This is a genomic window from Bradyrhizobium sp. NAS96.2 (assembly GCF_001908235.1).
Taxonomy (GTDB): Bacteria; Pseudomonadota; Alphaproteobacteria; order Rhizobiales; family Xanthobacteraceae; genus Bradyrhizobium.
In genome coordinates, this window is the sequence record NZ_LGHK01000001.1 from 15,313 (window position 1) to 32,060 (window position 16,748).

Here is a 16,748-nt window from a genome sequence, read left to right on the forward strand (position 1 = left end):
ATTTGGTAAGACTGTTGGCCGAGCCGCCGGCGGATGGGCCGGTAGCGCCACCGGAAGGTCAATAAGGGGTATCATCCCGAACTGATTTCATATTCAAGGATGTTCTGAGGACCGATTGGGCCAGAGTGGGTAGCGCCAGTATCCCGAAAACCAGACTTCAGATAGACGCGCCTAGCTGTTAAGTTTCGTGCGTTGACAGCTAGCATGAGACGGTTGATGCCTACTCGGTTTGTGGAGATCCATTCAGCGGCAAGCCCAGTTGTTGCCTTACCATATCCGTTGCCTTGGAATGCCCGGCCAACCCGAACACTATGCAAAGTGACCACGTCTGGTGGCGCCCATTCAGGCAAGGCCGCCTTTTCCCGAAGAACAAGAAAACCTACAACATCGGGGCCGAAAACAATCGAGAAGGGGTGCTCAAGTTCGTGATGTGAACTTTTTCGAAGCTGTGCAAACACCAAATCCAAGGGATCCACGAACTGTTCCTGCTTGGGCTCGAGCTTCAAATGGGCAACCATGGCGTAATCAAAGTAAGAGACGGCTTGCAGCCTCGCCCGCATATTGATCTCCTATTAGCTCGACCTCGATCTCAACCTCTGATGTACAAGTAAATTACTCACCAGCTGGTATGGCTGGCAGCTCCTTGCTCCGGGCAAGGGATGTCAAAAGTCGTGCCAACTGCGCAGAAAGAGGCTCACCACAGTTTCTCACAATGATTCAATCGATTACGGGGGCGCAGCACGGATCAAGCCTAACATGACGGTGTCGCGGACCCGACAACCCCCAATAGTGGTTGTCTGGTGCTTGAGCTTCCCGAAAGACTCACAGAGAGTATTCCGAAGGTGGCAAAACTAGACCCGTCACTGCGTATTTCCCCCAAGATGGAGTTTTGCTGACGAACTCACCGCGCCGACGCTGGCTCCTGGCTTCGAATGGACGAAAACGGCCTAATTTGGGGCCGATGCACGATATGACCGAACCTTTGGCCTCAGCGGTCCCACGGCGTCGGTTTGTCGCTTCGGAGACAGCCGCTCCGGCGAATGTGTGGTCCAGTTGTTATCGCCGTCCTACAAGCAAACGGTTGAGCTGCTATAAGTTTGCACGGGCCCGATCGCGGCCTGATGCCATCACATTGGCTGGCTGCAGATCACACAGCACGAAAGTTCTTCGAGCCGTATATGCAGTGAACTCAAGAGTCGTAACGACACGGTCGAGCGACCGTTACACCTCAGAATTCTCTTTTGCCGAGCAGGCGGTGCAATGACGTTGGCTTGCGCGATCAAATATTGGTTCTGAGGGGTGCCGCCTGTTTGTCAGCAGGTGGAAACGCAGGACAAGAAGTCCCGCGTAGATGGTCGTCCCAATTGATAAACCAATCCAGATGCCAACGATGCCAAGGCCTATCTTCAAGCCAAGCAAGTAGCTGAGAGAGAAGCCGATCAGCCAATGAGCGATGCCGACGAATAGAAGCGGCACCCGCGTGTCCTTCAGTCCGCGCAAACTCCCTGCCGCAATGAACTGCGCGGCATCAGCGATAAAGAAGCTCGCGCCGACCAATAGGAGTTTCGTAGCCAGTCCGATCGTCTTATCGGCATCATTTTTTGAGTTCTCGAGGAACAATTCAGCAATTTCAAAACGTGCGGCGATCACCGCAAGCGTCAGTATCGCGGCGATTATGATACCGAGCAAGATCGCGGCCAGACCTGCCCGCCTGATACCGGGACGGTCGTTGCGGCCGACGGCATGACCAACGCGCACGGCCGCCGCCATGCTAATACCGAAAGGTATCATAGAAAGGCTCATAGTGACTTGAAGAGCGATTTGATGAGCAGCGAGCGCGCTGGTGCTGATCAGACCCGCCAGAAGTGCTGCGGCCGAGAACGCACCGTAGCCCATTAACGAGGCGATTGAGGTCGGCATTCCGATTACTATGATTTGTCGCATCAAGGGCCAATCAAAATGCGAAAGATGTGCAAACACGCGGTAGTCATGGAAAGGGCGACGCATTGTGGCGAACCACAAACCGGCCAAGAAAGTCGCATAATTCACGAGGGTCGTCGCAAGACCTGCCCCGAACAGCTCAAGACGCGGCAGCCCAAGCTTCCCATATATGAAAAGATAAGCCAGCAGGGCATTGAGTGGAATGGCCGCGACCGTGATCCACAAAATGGGCTCCGGACGGTTGACCGCACCCATGAAGCCGCGGATAGCCACAAAACCCAGCGCCGGCGTTGCGCCCCAGGCTAACCCGAATAGATATCGCTGGGCGAGTTGCGCCGTGTCGGGCGCCTGGCCAAACGCCAACAGTATTTGCTCTCCGCACAACGCAAACGCCATAGTTGGGAACGATAGCATCATCGTCGCCCACAATCCCATGCGTAGGGTACGCCGTACCCTGGCAAGATTATTCGCCTCAAATGCCTGTGCCACCAACGGTGCTATCGGTGACAGCAGGCCCGTACCAAACGTGAAGGCAAGGAAATAGACTCTGCTAGCCAACGCTGCCGCGGCGACCGGCTCTGCACCGACGTGCCCAATGAAGGCAAGATCCGTTGTCATCATCACGATCTGGCCAATTTGGGTGAATGCTATCGACCACGCGAGTTTCATGGTTTCGCTGAGCTCGACAGCGACGCTATGGCCCGCCCGTCTGGTCACTTCCTGCCCCGAAGCCGACCCCGGCATTCTTTCGGCTATCTTGTGCATGAGAATTTTTGTCCAGGTTTGCCTCAGTGGTTAGACAACTTCGTTTTCCATTGAGATGGATCCGATTCCCGGCCAGGATTCACTGCCACTCGCGGGCAGGACTCACGCGCAGCGCTGTTCAGAAGCGCCTCGCAATCGACGCACGCAGTCGATAAAACTGACGTTAAGCTCGGATCTGGCACACACTTGGCCCATTGAAGAAACCAATGCACCTCGGCTCAGCCTTTCCGTCAGCGAACGCGGCAGATGGCCCGCGCGCCCGAAATTTGCTCGATTGCCAGCATCGCCCAATTGATGCTGTGCGAACCGCGATCACTGTGTGGTCCGTCAGAGGATAAATTCGTCTGCGACCAGCACTAAGGCGGATCCTTTGCATACGGGGCATCGATGTGATGAGAAGCGACAATTTCTATAAGCCATCACTGGAAATCCTCGAGCACGCGACGGGGGGCATCTGGATAGCATCTGCTTTTCAAGGCTCGTGCCATCTGTAGGAGCCTGATTTGTGACGACTATTTGCTCAAGCCCACGTTTCGTGGTCCGACAGCATGTCGTACATCCGACAATCGGTATGAGACGCTTGGTTGGGCATTACAGTGATCGCCCAAATGAAAGCTTTCAGTAATTGCGCAGTCCGCCGTTGGACCGGCCAATCCGGCCTGTTTGTGCCGAACAGATAAGAAACAACAACAGTATTGACCTTGCTCCCACATTTTATGCAGTTCTTAGTCCGCCCCGACAATCGCTATGGAGCGGCCGCGCGTCCGGTTCTCTGTCCATAATCGCGTATCTGCCGTAGGATAAGGCCCGTGGGTCTGAAGCGTGACATTATGCATCTAGTCATGTCGACGCATAGGGCACTCGCGATCCAGTGGAGTTTCTCAGGAAAGCCAGCCGGCAGCGACAGACCGCGACTGGACCAAAGCTCCCAACCGGTTTCGTCGACTTTGAGTCGCTACACAACAATCAACTATTTCGAGTAACTATGCGCGAGCATTCCGATTCTATGACACTGAAGGCCAGACTCGTCTCGACTACCACCAAACGCGGAGATGCAGCGGGTTACAAACCAAAGCTGCGGCTAAGTCTTAAGATTCCTCGGGAAGGACATACGCGGCATTTACTGATGAGCTCTCGCGACCTGACGACCGCGCCACTCTTACTATCACGCAGCTAACGTCCGTCGGAATATACTTCCATGCCTTTGGCGTTCGATTATCGCCCAAACGCCGCCAATTGAACCCGGATCATCATAGCGCCTACAGAAATATCGCAGCGAGCGTACCAAGCGCGCCGAACGCCAGCCCGATCAGCGAACCGGTTGTCGGTATTTCTCGAAAGAGCAGGAACGTGAGAATTGGTTCCACCACCAAAATCGCTCCCACAGATATTGCGACAATTATCCAAATATTCTTGAGATGCATGCATCCGAGTGCGTAATCCATAGACGAGCAAGATGCCACCGATCGTAATCAGCAAGAGCGCCGGCAGCAGTGTTGTCAGATACTCGCCGGCTTTTCCAAACTAAAGCGAACAACTCAGCGACTAACGAAAGGACTTCTCCTAAGAAAATTGCCCTACCGCTACAACCTTCGACACCGAGCTCATCGTCTAAGCTTAGCGAAAAGCAAGGATGAAAGGTACCTCCCAATATTCAACTTGGTTTCTAGACTGCCTTTAACAGCTGGAACCGCAATGCAATTACTCGTAGTGCAGCGGATTGATCGGGGATTCGGCGCGCTCGAAAGTCTTAACGAGGGCTTCGGCTATTCCATCGCTCCGAAGCTTGCCACAAAATCTAAGTCGGAATCTGCCGGCAGCCGTTTGCAGGAACATCGCGCGATCCGCCATCATCCGCAGCTGCTTGCCGTGCTTGACCACTGCGGTCGCAGAAGTCGCTAATGTAGCTCGCGCACTCAATCTCGTTTAGGGCGGCATTAAGCAACGCACAATCCTTTCCGAGCTGCCAGCGCTCTGGGCGGGTCCGCTTGGTCGTCATTCCCGGCCGGCACTCGGCTACACATGGATGCCTTCACAGCGCGAAGGCAATGGTTGGACGCTTCTGGTGTTTGCGAACCCCTTATTGTCTGACACAAACGCTAGTTCGAAACACGCAAATTCAGTGCCAACCCCGTCACCATGCATCCCGCATCTTCACATCATCGCAGCTCGCATCAAGAGAATGCACATGGTCTTGCGCCGGGATGATCCTCATCTTCGAGGTCACTGCGCGTCCAGCTAACTCACTCACTGGCAAGACCTCTTGGTTCGCCTGTTAGTCATCGATGCCAAGCGTGGCATCTCATACGTCACCGCTTCTTCAACTCTACAACCTGACGCAACGTGCGGTTCAAGCCATTTTAATACTGATACACAGTCGAACAACGCGACCGTTATGCGAGTGCCACTATCTCAGCAGCCCGGGCCTTTGCCGAAATGCTCGTTAGGATGCTGGCAAGCCATTGGAGTCACCATCAGCAACTGCCGATCGCTTCGCTCTTTTATCGTCATTGCACTCCTCGTCCTGATAGCTCGGTAATGAAAATTGTCGCCTAAACCCTTGGATGATGTCTCAAAGAGTCACTTGTCCCTCGTTCTGCCATGTTCGCATCCAAAGCAGACCGCCGCCGCTGGCGCATGTCGCGCCGGCGCGAGAGCGAGTGTCTCAGGGGAATTCCATGGTGAAGCCAGTTGTGATTGTGGTCGGCGCGGACAAGGGTGGCGTTGGAAAGACGACGGTATCGCGAACGCTTCTCGACTACTTCAGCAACAATACCGTGCAGACACGCGCGTTTGACACGGAGTCACCGCGGGGAACGTTGAAGCGCTTTCACCCTGACATCACCGAGATCGTCGACATGACGACGACCGGGGATCAGATGAAGATTTTTGACACCTTAAACTCCGGGCTATCCGTCACCGTGATAGACGCTCGCGCTGGCCTATTGTCCTCGGCGTTGAGTTCCTTGCGCGATATCGGATTTTTGGATGCCGCGCGGTCCGGGCAAATCACATTTGCCGTGTTCCATATCCTGGGTCCTTCCATCGCCTCGCTGGACGAGATCGCCGAAACCGCCGATTTCATGGGCGGCGCGAAATACTTCCTGGTGAAGAACTTCATCAACGACACCCAGTTCTTCCAGTGGGACCAATCGACCTACAACTCCTATTTCCACCGCATCAAGTATGCCACCGAGCTGACCATACCCAAGCTCGATGCGATGGCCTATGAGCAGGTCGAAGTCGCTTCCGTCCCCTTCGTCGACTTCGTCGCAAACAAGGGACGACGCGACGAGCCGGCGAACTACTCTTTCGTGCTGCGCGGCTACGTCCGTCACTGGCTCGCAAATGTCTGGAGCGAGTATGACCGCATCAACTTGACCGAATTGACCGGCGCCAAGCCGGTGACCCGCGGCGGCGAGAAATAGCCGCGTATTCCGCGAGCGACGGGCTGGGCCCACGTACGAAACTCGATTGATACTGCCGGCTATGTTAGCAACACCCATCTACATCATCTGCTCTCCTAGCCCGCAGGTCGGCAAAACCCTGATCGCCCGCCTCGTAAGCGAGTTCCTGGTGCTGACGAACGGCACGGCCCTCTCGTTCGATGTCAACCTGAGGGAGCCGTCATTGCTCGATTATCTCCCTCGCATCACTGAAACCGCAGATGTGATCGATACTTACGGCAAGGTCCAGCTGATCGACCCGCTTATCGTCCACGATGGGTTGGCCAAGGTGATTGACCTCGGCTTTCATGCCTTCGACGAATTCTTCAAGACGTGCGAAGAGATCCGCTTCATGAAGGAGACGGTGCGCCATTACGTCGTCCCGATTATACTATTCGTCGCAGGCACTGATCGTATGTCCTGGCGCAGTTACGAGATGCTGCGGCGACAGACCCCGCCGGGGGCGCTGGTCACCGTCCACAATGAATTCGTGCTACGCGGCGCATTGCCGGACATCATGGATGACGGGCGTGTGCTCCGGATCCCCGCGCTTCCGACATTTCTAAGGGCCTACATAGACCGACTGAGTTTTTCCTTCACTGGATATCTGCGCAACGAGAAGGATTGGTCGACCGAGCTGCATCAATGGATACGAGGGAATTATACCCTGCTTCGCGACTTGGAAATGAGTGCTCAGATACGGAGATCATATTAAACTCGCAGATTCAATGTCGTTGGTCTAGGTCGCACCATTGAGAGTCGAGGCTCCATCGGGTCGACTGCACCAATCGTCCCGTTATGAGCGCGGTCGTTGGCCATCGGCCTAAAATCTCCGCGATATGAGGTCACCGCGCGACCTGCGATAGGCGATCACGCGGGCGGGGCGGTGACTGTCGAACCCGCCGGACGTGGAGCATGGCAGAACGAAACTGATCTCGCTTCGACCTACATAGTCCAGCCCATGGATCTTCCCATCAGACTTTGGACTGCCTGGTCCTATTGCGCCCATGTCACGACGGCGCATTGGTCTCGATTCGATTGCGCAGCACGGAGATCAGCGTAGCCGCCGAGCCAATACGCTCACGAAATGCCGCCGCCTGATTGCGTCCGAGTCGGCATGTGGGGCTCGGTTCTGAGCGAGGGCGCAGAAAACTCGTCGCGTCGTTTCGAAAACCTCACATACGAGTTTGTGACGTTCGATTAGCCCTCGCAATGACTAGCTTGCGGTTGCAACGCATGGTGTTGTCGGAAGGCAAACGCGCCAGATGTCTGGGTTCTGCCAAGCTGGTTAGGGACACGACGCCGGGCAAGTTGGCGCATGCGCGGACTTTGATTCCTATCGAGGAGAATACCATATGCAGTTCAGTGGCAGATGCGTGTCGATCCTGTTGTCCCTGCTGTCGGTTGCAGGCGTGAGCGCGATCGCCAGGGCTGATGAGCCCTCGCCGAAATACGCCGAGGTGCTCAGTGCCCTGCAGGACGGCAAGAACGTGAAGGTCGTACTGGACCTGAGCCGATGCACCACCGCCGATGGCGGCAAGCCCGGACCGGCCGTGCAGGGCGGACTGGCTATCCGTGCCTTCAGGGTGTCCGCCCAGAACGGCATCAGCTTCGCCGATGCGCATCAAACCCTGGACAGCTCGGGACATCCGGTGACCGAATACATTCGCCACAGCCTCGGCCGCGACGGCAAGCTCACCGTGCGGGCGTCCAAGCTGGCTGCCGGAACTACGGAAGCCGTAAACCAGGGCGAGTTCACCTGCGAATTGCCCGATGGCGCGAAGTTCGTCTGGTAGTCGGAGAAAGCGCAGCCGTCGGCCGGTGTGCAGTTTCGCGCATCCTGCTGATGGCTGGCGCGCGTCCGGCTCTGGTCCTTAGTGACTTTGCCGGGCGATAAGCGATGTATCGTTCGCCACGAGATTTGGCCATGAACTCCGCCGATGCCATGACGGCAACATCAAGCTATAGGTCGGGGTACGCTCTCCACGAGTTCCCGGCCCCCGATAGCGTCTGCGATCCGCCGCCAAACGAAACGTGAGATTCAAGCCGAAATGCCAATCCATCAGCCGGCGGCGATGTCGCTGATGGCGATCGAAGGATCACGACCGACGCCACCTTCCTTCGCCGACACTGCTCGCGGTCGAAACACTGCCACCTACCCCGCCTTATTCGGATGTCCCGACATCGGCCGCTCGGTCTTCCCGGTTGAGTCGCTTGCGTAGGCTCGCTTGGTCGAGCTCGCCTTCCCACCAGGACACAAACATTGCGGCGACACCGTTCCCCGTGACGTTTGTCAGCGCACGCACCTCACTCATGAACTTATCGATCGAGAAGACGATCGCGATGCCCGGTACCAGCGCCGGACTGACAACCGTCAGGGTCGCTGCGAGCGTAATGAAACCTGCACCGGTGACACCGCTTGCGCCCTTCGACGTAAGCATCGCTACAATTATGATTGTGAATTGCTGGCCTAGGGTCAGGTCAATATCGAGCGCCTGGGCAATGAACAGCGTCGCCAAAGTCATGTAAATGTTGGTGCCGTCGAGATTGAATGAGTATCCGGTCGGCACCACGAGGCCCACCAGCGGCTTCGAGCAACCCAGCCGTTCCAGCTTTTTCATCAGCTGCGGCAGTGCGCTTTCCGAAGACGAGGTACCCAGCACGATCAATAGCTCATCCTTGATATACGCAATGAACTTGAAGATGGAAAAGCCGATCAAGCGCGCAATCAGGCCAAGCACGAGCACCACGAAAAGCGCGGCCGTGGCATAGAACAGGATGACCAATCCGACCAGATTGCCAAGCGCAGCTGGTCCGAATTTGCCGATCGTGAAGGCCATGGCGCCAAAGGCGCCGATCGGCGCCGCCTTCATCACGATGGCAATGACGCCGAATACTGCGTGGGCGGCATCGTCAATGATCCCACGCAAACGCTCACCCTTCTCGCCGAGGGCCATCAGCGAAAAGCCCAACAGAATGGCAAACAGCAGCACTTGCAGGATGTCGCCCCGCGCCAGCGCCCCGACCACGCTGTCCGGAATGATGTTGAGGACGAAATCGACCCCTTTCTGCGCTTCGGATTTGTTGACCAGGCCGGCCACAGCCGCGGCGTCGGGCTTGACCGCGAGCCCATGGCCGATCGGGACCAGATTGCCTATGACCAGACCAAGTAATAGGGCAAAAGTGGAAACAACCTCGAAATAGACCAGCGCCTTGATGCCGACCCGGCCGACCTTTCCGGCATCTTGAATGTGTGAAATGCCGGATACGACGGTGCAAAAGATGATCGGCGCGACAAGCATCTTGATCAGCTTGATGAATCCATCGCCGAGCGCCTTGATCCAGTCATTTGTCGCAACAGATGGCCACAAGTAGCCGACCATGACACCGATCAGGATTGCGATAAGTACCTGGACATAGGGGATTTTGTACCAGGAGCGCGAGGGCGCCGCCGGCGGAGCGGCTGCGATGATTACCATGATGATCCCTTCCCAAGCGAACAAGGACACGCGCCGCAGCCCCACGCGGCAGGTCTTCTCCTCTCGATGGGATTACGTGAAGCCTGCCATTTCAGGACAGCGAATGCTGTTTGTGGCCTTGTGAGACCGAGCGAGCCGAAAGTGCCGGGTCGCGTCTTACCCGGCCAACATGCGATTGGCGCGCCGAGCAATATCTTTACAGAGACAAGCGAGGCTCGGATGCGACGCCGGAGGCGCCGACATAGAGCAAGACTGCTACGGCGGACAGGATTTCGGAGCGCGTCCCGCAGCAAGCTATAGATCAGGACGCGGATGATTTCCGAATAGTCGCACTTGAGCGTCGCTAGTTCGTCGCTGTCGAAAGTCGCGCCCGCGCGAACCGCGACAGATCCTAGACAGAGCTGGCCCGATTTTGCGGCTGTCGTTCGATACTGCGCACTGCTCCGGGTCTGTCCGTTGAGCGCGATCGGAAAGCGGATGACAGTTCGGTCGTGGACCGGATCGAGGTTATTCGCCGGTGCCACGACATGCGAGTAGCGATGACGGGATCTCAACCACGGCCAACGAACACTGGCATCGGTTCGCAGGATAAAGATCTGTATCTTGCTTATCAGCCCACCTTCGACGAATCTCTTCGCCACGTCCGACCTCCCTGACCGGCGACTGCAAGGCTTGCAGTGGTCGCCGCTTATCTTGTTCTCCCCATCCAGCAAATGGCATGCCGCCGAAGAAGAGTGTGAGCTTTGCTTAAATGGGCGAAATGCCACGCGGTTCGCGACGTTCGCGCGGGACGCGTGCCCGTTAGTCGGACTTGCGACATTGATGCCTTCAACTAGACATTGCAGGAACACGACAAAACGATGACAGGCCGACGTGCTTTTTTGCCGGGCTCGACCCTCTGGAGCACGTCCTCCTATGGAGGTTTCACTCAGGGGACTTGCCTAGGGGCTTGCGCGAGCAAGCCCGGTCCGAGATTTTCAATTCAGCGCAGTTCGAATCTGACAAAGTCGGCGATAAAATATCGCCAGGGTTGGCGCGGGAGGATCGAAACCGGCTTTCCAAGCCTGCTGACGGGTTTGAGGCGCCGGACAATCCGCTATCCCTTTGATCGATCACGCATGACGGATAGTTCTTGGCCGCTCACGCCCGGGAGCTCCTTCGGACCGGCCGGGGTCCGTCAGGGCATGAATCTTGGATCTTGCAGTAAGGTCAAACGTCACGCACCTGAGAAGCAGGTGCAACGCTTCCGGACGCCCGCTAGATCCGCCACCTCATCGGCGTCAGTGATCAAGCTCGCGGGACGGAAACTCTAAACCCACGGCACGACGATGCCCTCTCGTTCCTCGAACCCTCGCGCCTGGAACATGCCGGATAGGCAATCTGGTGGTGTTTTAGAACTCGATCTCTAGCCACGAGCACATCTCGTCCGAGTACCCGTTGTCAGGCAATAGAAGCATTTGCTTCATGCAAGGCAACCTTTTTTTGCGCAATAGATAGAGACCTCATCCCGAGCCCGTTGAGACCGATGCTGCGCGCAATCACAAACCTCTTCGAACCTGGTTGCTGCCATAATCGGCTCAAGGACATGACGTCTGCAATCGAAAACTCGCAAGTACCGAGGCGTCTAAACCCGGTACCTTTATGGTCACGAGCATCTTGCCTTAGCAACTCCCCAGGACTTATCGCTTCCGCCGCGATCCAGCCCCAGCTTAAGATGCTATCGGGTGGTGCGCGCACAACCTCGCAGCGCTGCAGGAATCCCCAATTCGGACGCCCACAACGCCGGTAAACTTCGTGATCCGCCGCAAATGAGGTCACACGCGCGGCAACAGAGCGATATCGATTGAAGGCCTCGCGTACATTGAACTATTCGCAATGTCCCCGAAGCAAAATGGTCCGCGCCTTGCACTTGCGTAGAAACGAGACCGGTCGGCATAACATGGCGTGATGGAGCCGCGGCTTGCTGCGCGCCGGCACGCTGGTCACTTTACCGAAAGTTTAAGTCGGCGTGCGTGATGACTTCGATTGATGATAAGCTCAGCGAGATCAGATCAGTACGAAACGACATTTGGTGGTATCGTAAGCTGCTTCAAACCGAGTTACCTGGTGCGGAGCGGAAGCTCATTGAGAATCACCTGCTCGAACAGCATTCTGTTTTTGAGCGGCTGTTAGCGACAACATTTCCTTTGAGTTTCCGGCTCTGAAACTGGTTCGAGGCCAGCGCCGCTAAACCGTGGATAGGGATGAATGTTTAGCAGGTAGCTGACGTAGCCGGCTACTCTTGCTCGATCCACTGCCGGAAACTCGATGTCAAGGCGAACCGACCCCGTCAACAATCCTGCGACAAAGGCACGGTCTTCCGCGTCGTCGCGGGCGCCGTGAACTTAGCGGCGCGCGGCAGAAGACCTACGAGATCGCGTGCGCCTCGAAGCCCTCCACTGCCTTCCGGACGTCGACCGACTAGGTCGCCATCATCACTGGGGCCGTTCCGGATGGGCCGATCACCGAGTTACCTTCAGCGCATGAACGATGGCAGCAACCATCGCTGCGTCCGCACGGCGGCCGGCCCGGATGGTGATGCCATCGATCTCAATCACGATGGTACTCGCGCTATCTGGTCTGGCCTTGCGTCCTCGTGCCTTGCGCTCCGAGGCGACGGCCACGGTCGGTGCGTCGACCACATCAAGTCCAAAGTACTACTCGTCCGCCTTCGCCGGCGGTACCTCGCGCGCTTGCCGGCGCCAGGTGAACACTTGTTGGGGCCTCAGCCCGTGTCGCCGGGCAACGTCCGAAACGACCGCGCCGGGCGCCAACGTCTCCTCGACAATCCGGGCCTTGTCATCCTTGGAGAAGCAACGACGCCGTTCCGTCTCCGTGATCACTTCCAGCCGGCTCGCCGTTACGTCCGATTTAAGCCTATGGTCAAGCATAGATACAAGGCGATCCCTTCAAAGAGATCGTGAACCTCACCTATCCCGCGCGCCGCGAGAAGGGTTCAGAACCATACTTACGGTGCACCGCCACTAAAGCGCGGAAATGTGGCGATCGCCAGAAGTCAACTCCAGACGGCATCGTGGCCCCACTTTCGCGACGTCCGCCACCTTTCGATGACTGGATGACAATTGACTATTAGTCACGTGTCCCTCGGTGGACCAGCTACCAATCTTGGTGGGGCGAGGCCTCTTTCTTCCCTACTGATTGTCTCAATTCTCTCGGCGGAATGATTACAGCTCGAGTCGCATCGGTTCGACGGTTCGCTATGGTACCGTTGCGCACTTGCAGCTCGGATGCTCTCTTCCGAGCGGAGACGCTCGGAAGAGAGCGTTTGTTGATACCGCCTCCTCCGATGCCTCCTCTTCTCTCCGTCGCACCTGGAACCAGGCGGCGACATTTCGCACGCAAGGTTTTAAAGTGCTCCCTGAGACAAAACATAGCGGCGTCTGGGTCATCACGCCCAGTAAAATGGTCACAGAAGCGTATCAGGTCCGGCCTGCAAGACGCTAGCGTCTCTGCCGACCTCAGATCTCGCGCTCGAGCGTGTCTTGTATGCACGGTTGTTGTCGCCGCCAGAATAGCGATGGCTGCTGCAAAGCGATATGCCATGCAGATCCAATAGTTGCGTCGCTTTTGATTCACCATCTCTCTCTTAAGCTACGAGCGGTTCGCTATGGTCTTGCGCAATGTACAACGTGGCCTGCCAACCAGAAAAACAAGCCGAACCTCTTGAAGCATAGACGGCAGGGGACGCGCTCTCGTCCTCCCCCGATCGATGGCAGCGCTCTCGACTCGTTGACGCAGGGAACTACTCGCAGCCGAGACCAACTTCATTTGCGGCCGAACAGCGGGAGAAATTGACATACGATGCTCTCGGTGCTGGCCTGAGCGCGCAATCAATCTCAGAGCGCCGCTAGCACCTGCTCATGATCTGACCATCAAGCAATTGATCCGGTTGGCTCAAGCGCAGATCCAAACGATCCTTGCCGCGATGTGGGTAGACGAACGCCACCCTTACAAGAAGATCAGATCAGGGCCGAATGCCGGGCGATTCTGCGTTCGGTCAAACCAGGTGCGTCGGTGACTCCATAGCTGGTTGAGGAGAGTAAGCAGTTCATCCCCAGTCAGCATTTGACGTCTATGACACTATTGGGTGCTGTAAACCCGACCATCTGCGAAGAGCGGCGCGGAACATCGAAGACCGCACCTCGCCCGGGTCTGATCTTCAGCAGCACCAACGCTAAGACGTTCCGCTCAGATCTCGAACCGATCGTCCTGCTCCGGTGCTGCTTGACCCGCACCTATGCCGTGCATAGCCACTTTGAGTACTGAGCTCTCAGCAAGGATACACAAAGGGCTCTAGCGGAGTGAGCTTTGCAAGCTTGAGGCATTCGAGTTCTTTATTGCCCGAGGTGAAGATTCGAGTGGCGACAGCCGCCCGCCTCGATCGTACAACCTGACGCTACGTACGCTTCAAGTCCTTTTTTGCGCCCTGGGTGTGACGATAACGTCACGCGTACGTCTCGAAACATCTGGCCTGGCCACGACCGGCGGCGACACTCTGGCTGGCTTGTAAATGGCAGGTCAATCCGTCGTGTTGTGACAACAACGACAGGACGGCTGATCCGTTAATTGAGCGCGCACAGAAACGGTCTGTGTCGCCAGACGACTTGCGCGATTTGGATCTCCTCCGTGTCCCCTCCTGTTTCCGCTCAAGTGGTTGATGTGTTGTCGAAGATTCGGTCACTGGCCACGATCCGTATGCCGATCTGATACGAACCGGCTGGTCGGGGACCTATGTCCCATCGGATGCACATTGCGCATTCGGCTTCGCGCGCGGGGACCTAGATTCAGTACCACCTATGCCAACGGGTGGAAGTGGACGAAGCCGAGATCTTCGAGTGGGTTGTGAAAAAAGAATCCCTTGCACGCCACCCGTTCAACAGACGGTGCAGAGAGATTCAAAGCCGGCCGTCTCCTCCTACGCTGCAAACAAGCCGCTCGTCAGTCATCCGGCGGCTCTGCTTGACGAGATCATCCGTCCCGATATGCATACGCCCGAAGCCGGCGCCCTCGAGTCCGACTCTCGTCTGGTATCTATGTCCGTTTGGAGACACCAACGTCGGAAACTGGACGGATGCCGCGCGGCCAGGAGCTGCGCTGACAGCTCGAATTTCACCACGATCAAGCAACGCGCGCAAATTCCGGAAGCGGCACGCAGATTGCTGTGATGAGAAGCCAAGCGCCGCCGCAAGGAAAGCGGCGCAACCGCTCGCGCACGGGGTCGCTGATGAAGCTGAGACTAGCCCAGTTGATTCTGATCGTTGCAGCTCTGATGCTGCTTACGCTCGGAAGCGCTGGAGCGGTGAACATCCATGTGGCGGTCAGAGCGCACCTTGCGCTATTCGCCCAGGGAATTGCAGCGCCGTTTAAACCGAAGACCCGACACGAGGCCCTGGTGAGCTATGGTACGAGCCGATTGCTCTACAGCCAGACTACCCAAGCCGATTCATTTCAGGCGTCTCTGCCTGCCGACGGCTCCCGGCCGAGCGGAGCGATCGGCCATGGAACTGCAGTTCCATCAAGCGACTTCACCTGTCCGATCGGCGGCCACGCGCCGCGCAGTTCGGCTGCGGCGTTGATGAATGACACGGACGCGATCAAAATGCCGCGCATCATAAAACCGATGGTCTGCAATCCTGCCCCCGCTTCTTATGGCATAGAAGCGGGGCAGACGTCGCGCTCAAGCGAGACAGGCTGGCTTGCCGGCAGCATCGTGATGTTAGGGCTTGCGGTAGCCTTGATCGAAACCTTGATCGAGCGATACGGCCTGGGCACGAGCACGTGAGGACAGCAAAACCGGGCCGTCTCGAAGTCGCCTTCAGCGGCTCTCTCGCGAACATTCCGCTGGATGCCCAATTCAGCGTACCGGCAAGCGGTATGACGGCTATTTTCGGCCCGCCGGGCTGCGGCAAGACTACGGTGGCGCGTTGCATCGCAGGCTTCCAGCATCTGCCGACTGGTTTCTGCAAGATCGATGGCGAAGTGTGGCAGGATGAGACCACGTTCCGGGCGGCGCATCTGCGTCCCGTCAGCTATGTGTTTCGGCATCCGACCATTTTTCCTCATTTGTCTGTCAGATCCCATCTGTTTTATGCGACGCCTAAATCGGGACCAACGCTGATCGGTTTTGAGGAGGTGGTCGAATTGCTCGGCTTGGCATCGCTCCTCGACCGTTCTCCCTCGCATCTCTCCGCCGGCGAGCGGCAGCGCGTTGCCATGGGCCGCGCGCTACTGTCTCAGCCCCGATTACTTGTGATGGATGAGCCACTGGCCTTGCTCGATCGCTCCGCCAAGCGCGAGATTCTACCGTTCCTCGAACGCATGCATGACACGCTCACGCTGCCGATGATCTATGTCAGCCGCGACCTGGCCGAAGTCGAACACTTTGCCGATCATCTTGTCATGATGAAACACGGCAGGGTGACTGCGGCAGGGCCATTGCATGTCTTGCAAAGCGATCCAGCGCTGTGCCTTGCGGCACGTAGCGAAGCCGCCATGAGCCTCGATGCCGTGGTCGGCGGCTATGACGGGCGTTATGGGCTCATCATACTCCGCCTCAAAGGTGCGCGCCTGTTGGTGCCGGGACCACCGCTCAAACCCGGCGCACGCCAAAGGCTGCGCATCGCAGCCTGCGACGTCGGCATCGCTCGCGAGGCACCGCGCGCAAGCTCCATCCTCAACGTCTTTCCAGCGCGCATTAAAGCCTCTTTGCCATTCAGCGCGGCGGAGGTCACATTGGTGCTTGCCCTCGAGACTTCAGACATAGGCGCACAGATCCTGGCGCGCATCACGCGCCGCGCCTTTCATGCACTAGGTCTCAGCGAGGGAGTGGACATATTCGCCGAGATCGCACGCATCTCTCTGGTCTCAGCCTCTGAACGGCCGCTGCACGCCGTTTCGACCTTGAGCTTATCGACAGATGTTGCACGGGCACGCACCATGAGGTGACGCCATGACAATAGGACAAAGCCGGCGACTGCCGGCCCCGCCCAAGACAGCTGCCGCAGCGCCTCGGCCCGGCATGTCCTTTGACGGGAGATCAGGACTAGAAATTCAGCGA

General features: G+C 57.2%; 11 protein-coding genes. 6 read left to right on the forward strand and 5 right to left on the reverse strand.

Going from position 1 to position 16,748, the window contains the following annotated elements:
• Positions 1-71: 71 nt before the first annotated feature.
• The gene (locus AC628_RS00050) at positions 72-560 is read right to left on the reverse strand and encodes a GNAT family N-acetyltransferase (RefSeq protein ID WP_074124684.1); all 489 of its coding nucleotides are present in this window, start codon (positions 558-560) and stop codon (positions 72-74) included.
• A gap of 661 nt (positions 561-1,221) precedes the next feature.
• A complete protein-coding gene (locus AC628_RS00055) occupies positions 1,222-2,706 on the reverse strand; it encodes an MATE family efflux transporter (RefSeq protein WP_074124685.1) in 1,485 nt (494 codons plus the stop codon).
• Positions 2,707-4,401: 1,695 nt separating this feature from the next.
• On the opposite strand from AC628_RS00055, the gene AC628_RS42385 reads away from it, so the two are divergent.
• The 4 genes from AC628_RS42385 (at position 4,402) to AC628_RS00080 (ending at position 7,948) form a co-directional block, all read left to right on the forward strand.
• Positions 4,402-4,608 carry a hypothetical protein gene (locus AC628_RS42385; RefSeq protein WP_143201349.1) on the forward strand — a complete coding sequence of 69 codons (207 nt, stop codon included), beginning with the start codon at positions 4,402-4,404 and terminating at the stop codon, positions 4,606-4,608.
• A gap of 776 nt (positions 4,609-5,384) precedes the next feature.
• Positions 5,385-6,134: a P-loop NTPase family protein gene (locus AC628_RS00070; RefSeq protein WP_074124687.1), complete on the forward strand. Its 750-nt coding sequence runs from the start codon at positions 5,385-5,387 to the stop codon at positions 6,132-6,134.
• A 61-nt stretch (positions 6,135-6,195) separates the two neighbouring features.
• The gene (locus AC628_RS00075; protein WP_074124688.1) at positions 6,196-6,867 is read left to right on the forward strand and encodes a hypothetical protein; all 672 of its coding nucleotides are present in this window, start codon (positions 6,196-6,198) and stop codon (positions 6,865-6,867) included.
• A gap of 640 nt (positions 6,868-7,507) precedes the next feature.
• Positions 7,508-7,948, forward strand: coding sequence for a VirK family protein (locus AC628_RS00080; RefSeq protein WP_074124689.1), 441 nt, complete (start codon positions 7,508-7,510; stop codon positions 7,946-7,948).
• A 369-nt stretch (positions 7,949-8,317) separates the two neighbouring features.
• Here AC628_RS00080 and dctA read toward each other — a convergent pair whose 3' ends face one another.
• The 3 genes from dctA to AC628_RS45040 form a co-directional block, all read right to left on the reverse strand.
• Complete coding sequence (gene dctA / locus AC628_RS00085; RefSeq protein ID WP_074124746.1) at positions 8,318-9,631, reverse strand: C4-dicarboxylate transporter DctA; 1,314 nt, start codon at positions 9,629-9,631, stop codon at positions 8,318-8,320.
• 2,501 nt (positions 9,632-12,132) lie between these two features.
• Positions 12,133-12,312: a hypothetical protein gene (locus AC628_RS45035; protein ID WP_245320955.1), complete on the reverse strand. Its 180-nt coding sequence runs from the start codon at positions 12,310-12,312 to the stop codon at positions 12,133-12,135.
• Between the two features lie 15 nt (positions 12,313-12,327).
• Positions 12,328-12,561, reverse strand: coding sequence for a transposase (locus tag AC628_RS45040; RefSeq protein WP_502689519.1), 234 nt, complete (start codon positions 12,559-12,561; stop codon positions 12,328-12,330).
• Between the two features lie 2,354 nt (positions 12,562-14,915).
• On the opposite strand from AC628_RS45040, the gene AC628_RS00100 reads away from it, so the two are divergent.
• Both AC628_RS00100 and modC read left to right on the forward strand, forming a co-directional pair.
• Positions 14,916-15,473, forward strand: a complete 558-nt coding sequence (locus tag AC628_RS00100) for a type 2 periplasmic-binding domain-containing protein (protein WP_143201350.1) — start codon at positions 14,916-14,918, stop codon at positions 15,471-15,473.
• On the forward strand, positions 15,470-16,636 hold the full coding sequence (gene modC, locus AC628_RS00105; RefSeq protein ID WP_074124692.1) for a molybdenum ABC transporter ATP-binding protein: 1,167 nt from the start codon (positions 15,470-15,472) through the stop codon (positions 16,634-16,636). Before AC628_RS00100 ends, modC begins: the two co-directional genes overlap by 4 nt.
• Positions 16,637-16,748: the final 112 nt, after the last annotated feature.

Excerpts from the sequence above, each read along its gene's own strand:
- AC628_RS00050 (WP_074124684.1), bottom strand. The coding sequence starts at position 560 with ATGCGGGCGAGGCTGCAAGCCGTCTCTTACTTTGATTACGCCATGGTT.
- AC628_RS00055 (WP_074124685.1), bottom strand. The coding sequence starts at position 2,706 with ATGCACAAGATAGCCGAAAGAATGCCGGGGTCGGCTTCGGGGCAGGAA.
- AC628_RS42385 (WP_143201349.1), top strand. The coding sequence starts at position 4,402 with ATGCAATTACTCGTAGTGCAGCGGATTGATCGGGGATTCGGCGCGCTC.
- AC628_RS00070 (WP_074124687.1), top strand. The coding sequence starts at position 5,385 with ATGGTGAAGCCAGTTGTGATTGTGGTCGGCGCGGACAAGGGTGGCGTT.
- AC628_RS00075 (WP_074124688.1), top strand. The coding sequence starts at position 6,196 with ATGTTAGCAACACCCATCTACATCATCTGCTCTCCTAGCCCGCAGGTC.
- AC628_RS00080 (WP_074124689.1), top strand. The coding sequence starts at position 7,508 with ATGCAGTTCAGTGGCAGATGCGTGTCGATCCTGTTGTCCCTGCTGTCG.
- dctA (WP_074124746.1), bottom strand. The coding sequence starts at position 9,631 with ATGGTAATCATCGCAGCCGCTCCGCCGGCGGCGCCCTCGCGCTCCTGG.
- AC628_RS45040 (WP_502689519.1), bottom strand. The coding sequence starts at position 12,561 with ATGCTTGACCATAGGCTTAAATCGGACGTAACGGCGAGCCGGCTGGAA.
- AC628_RS00100 (WP_143201350.1), top strand. The coding sequence starts at position 14,916 with ATGAAGCTGAGACTAGCCCAGTTGATTCTGATCGTTGCAGCTCTGATG.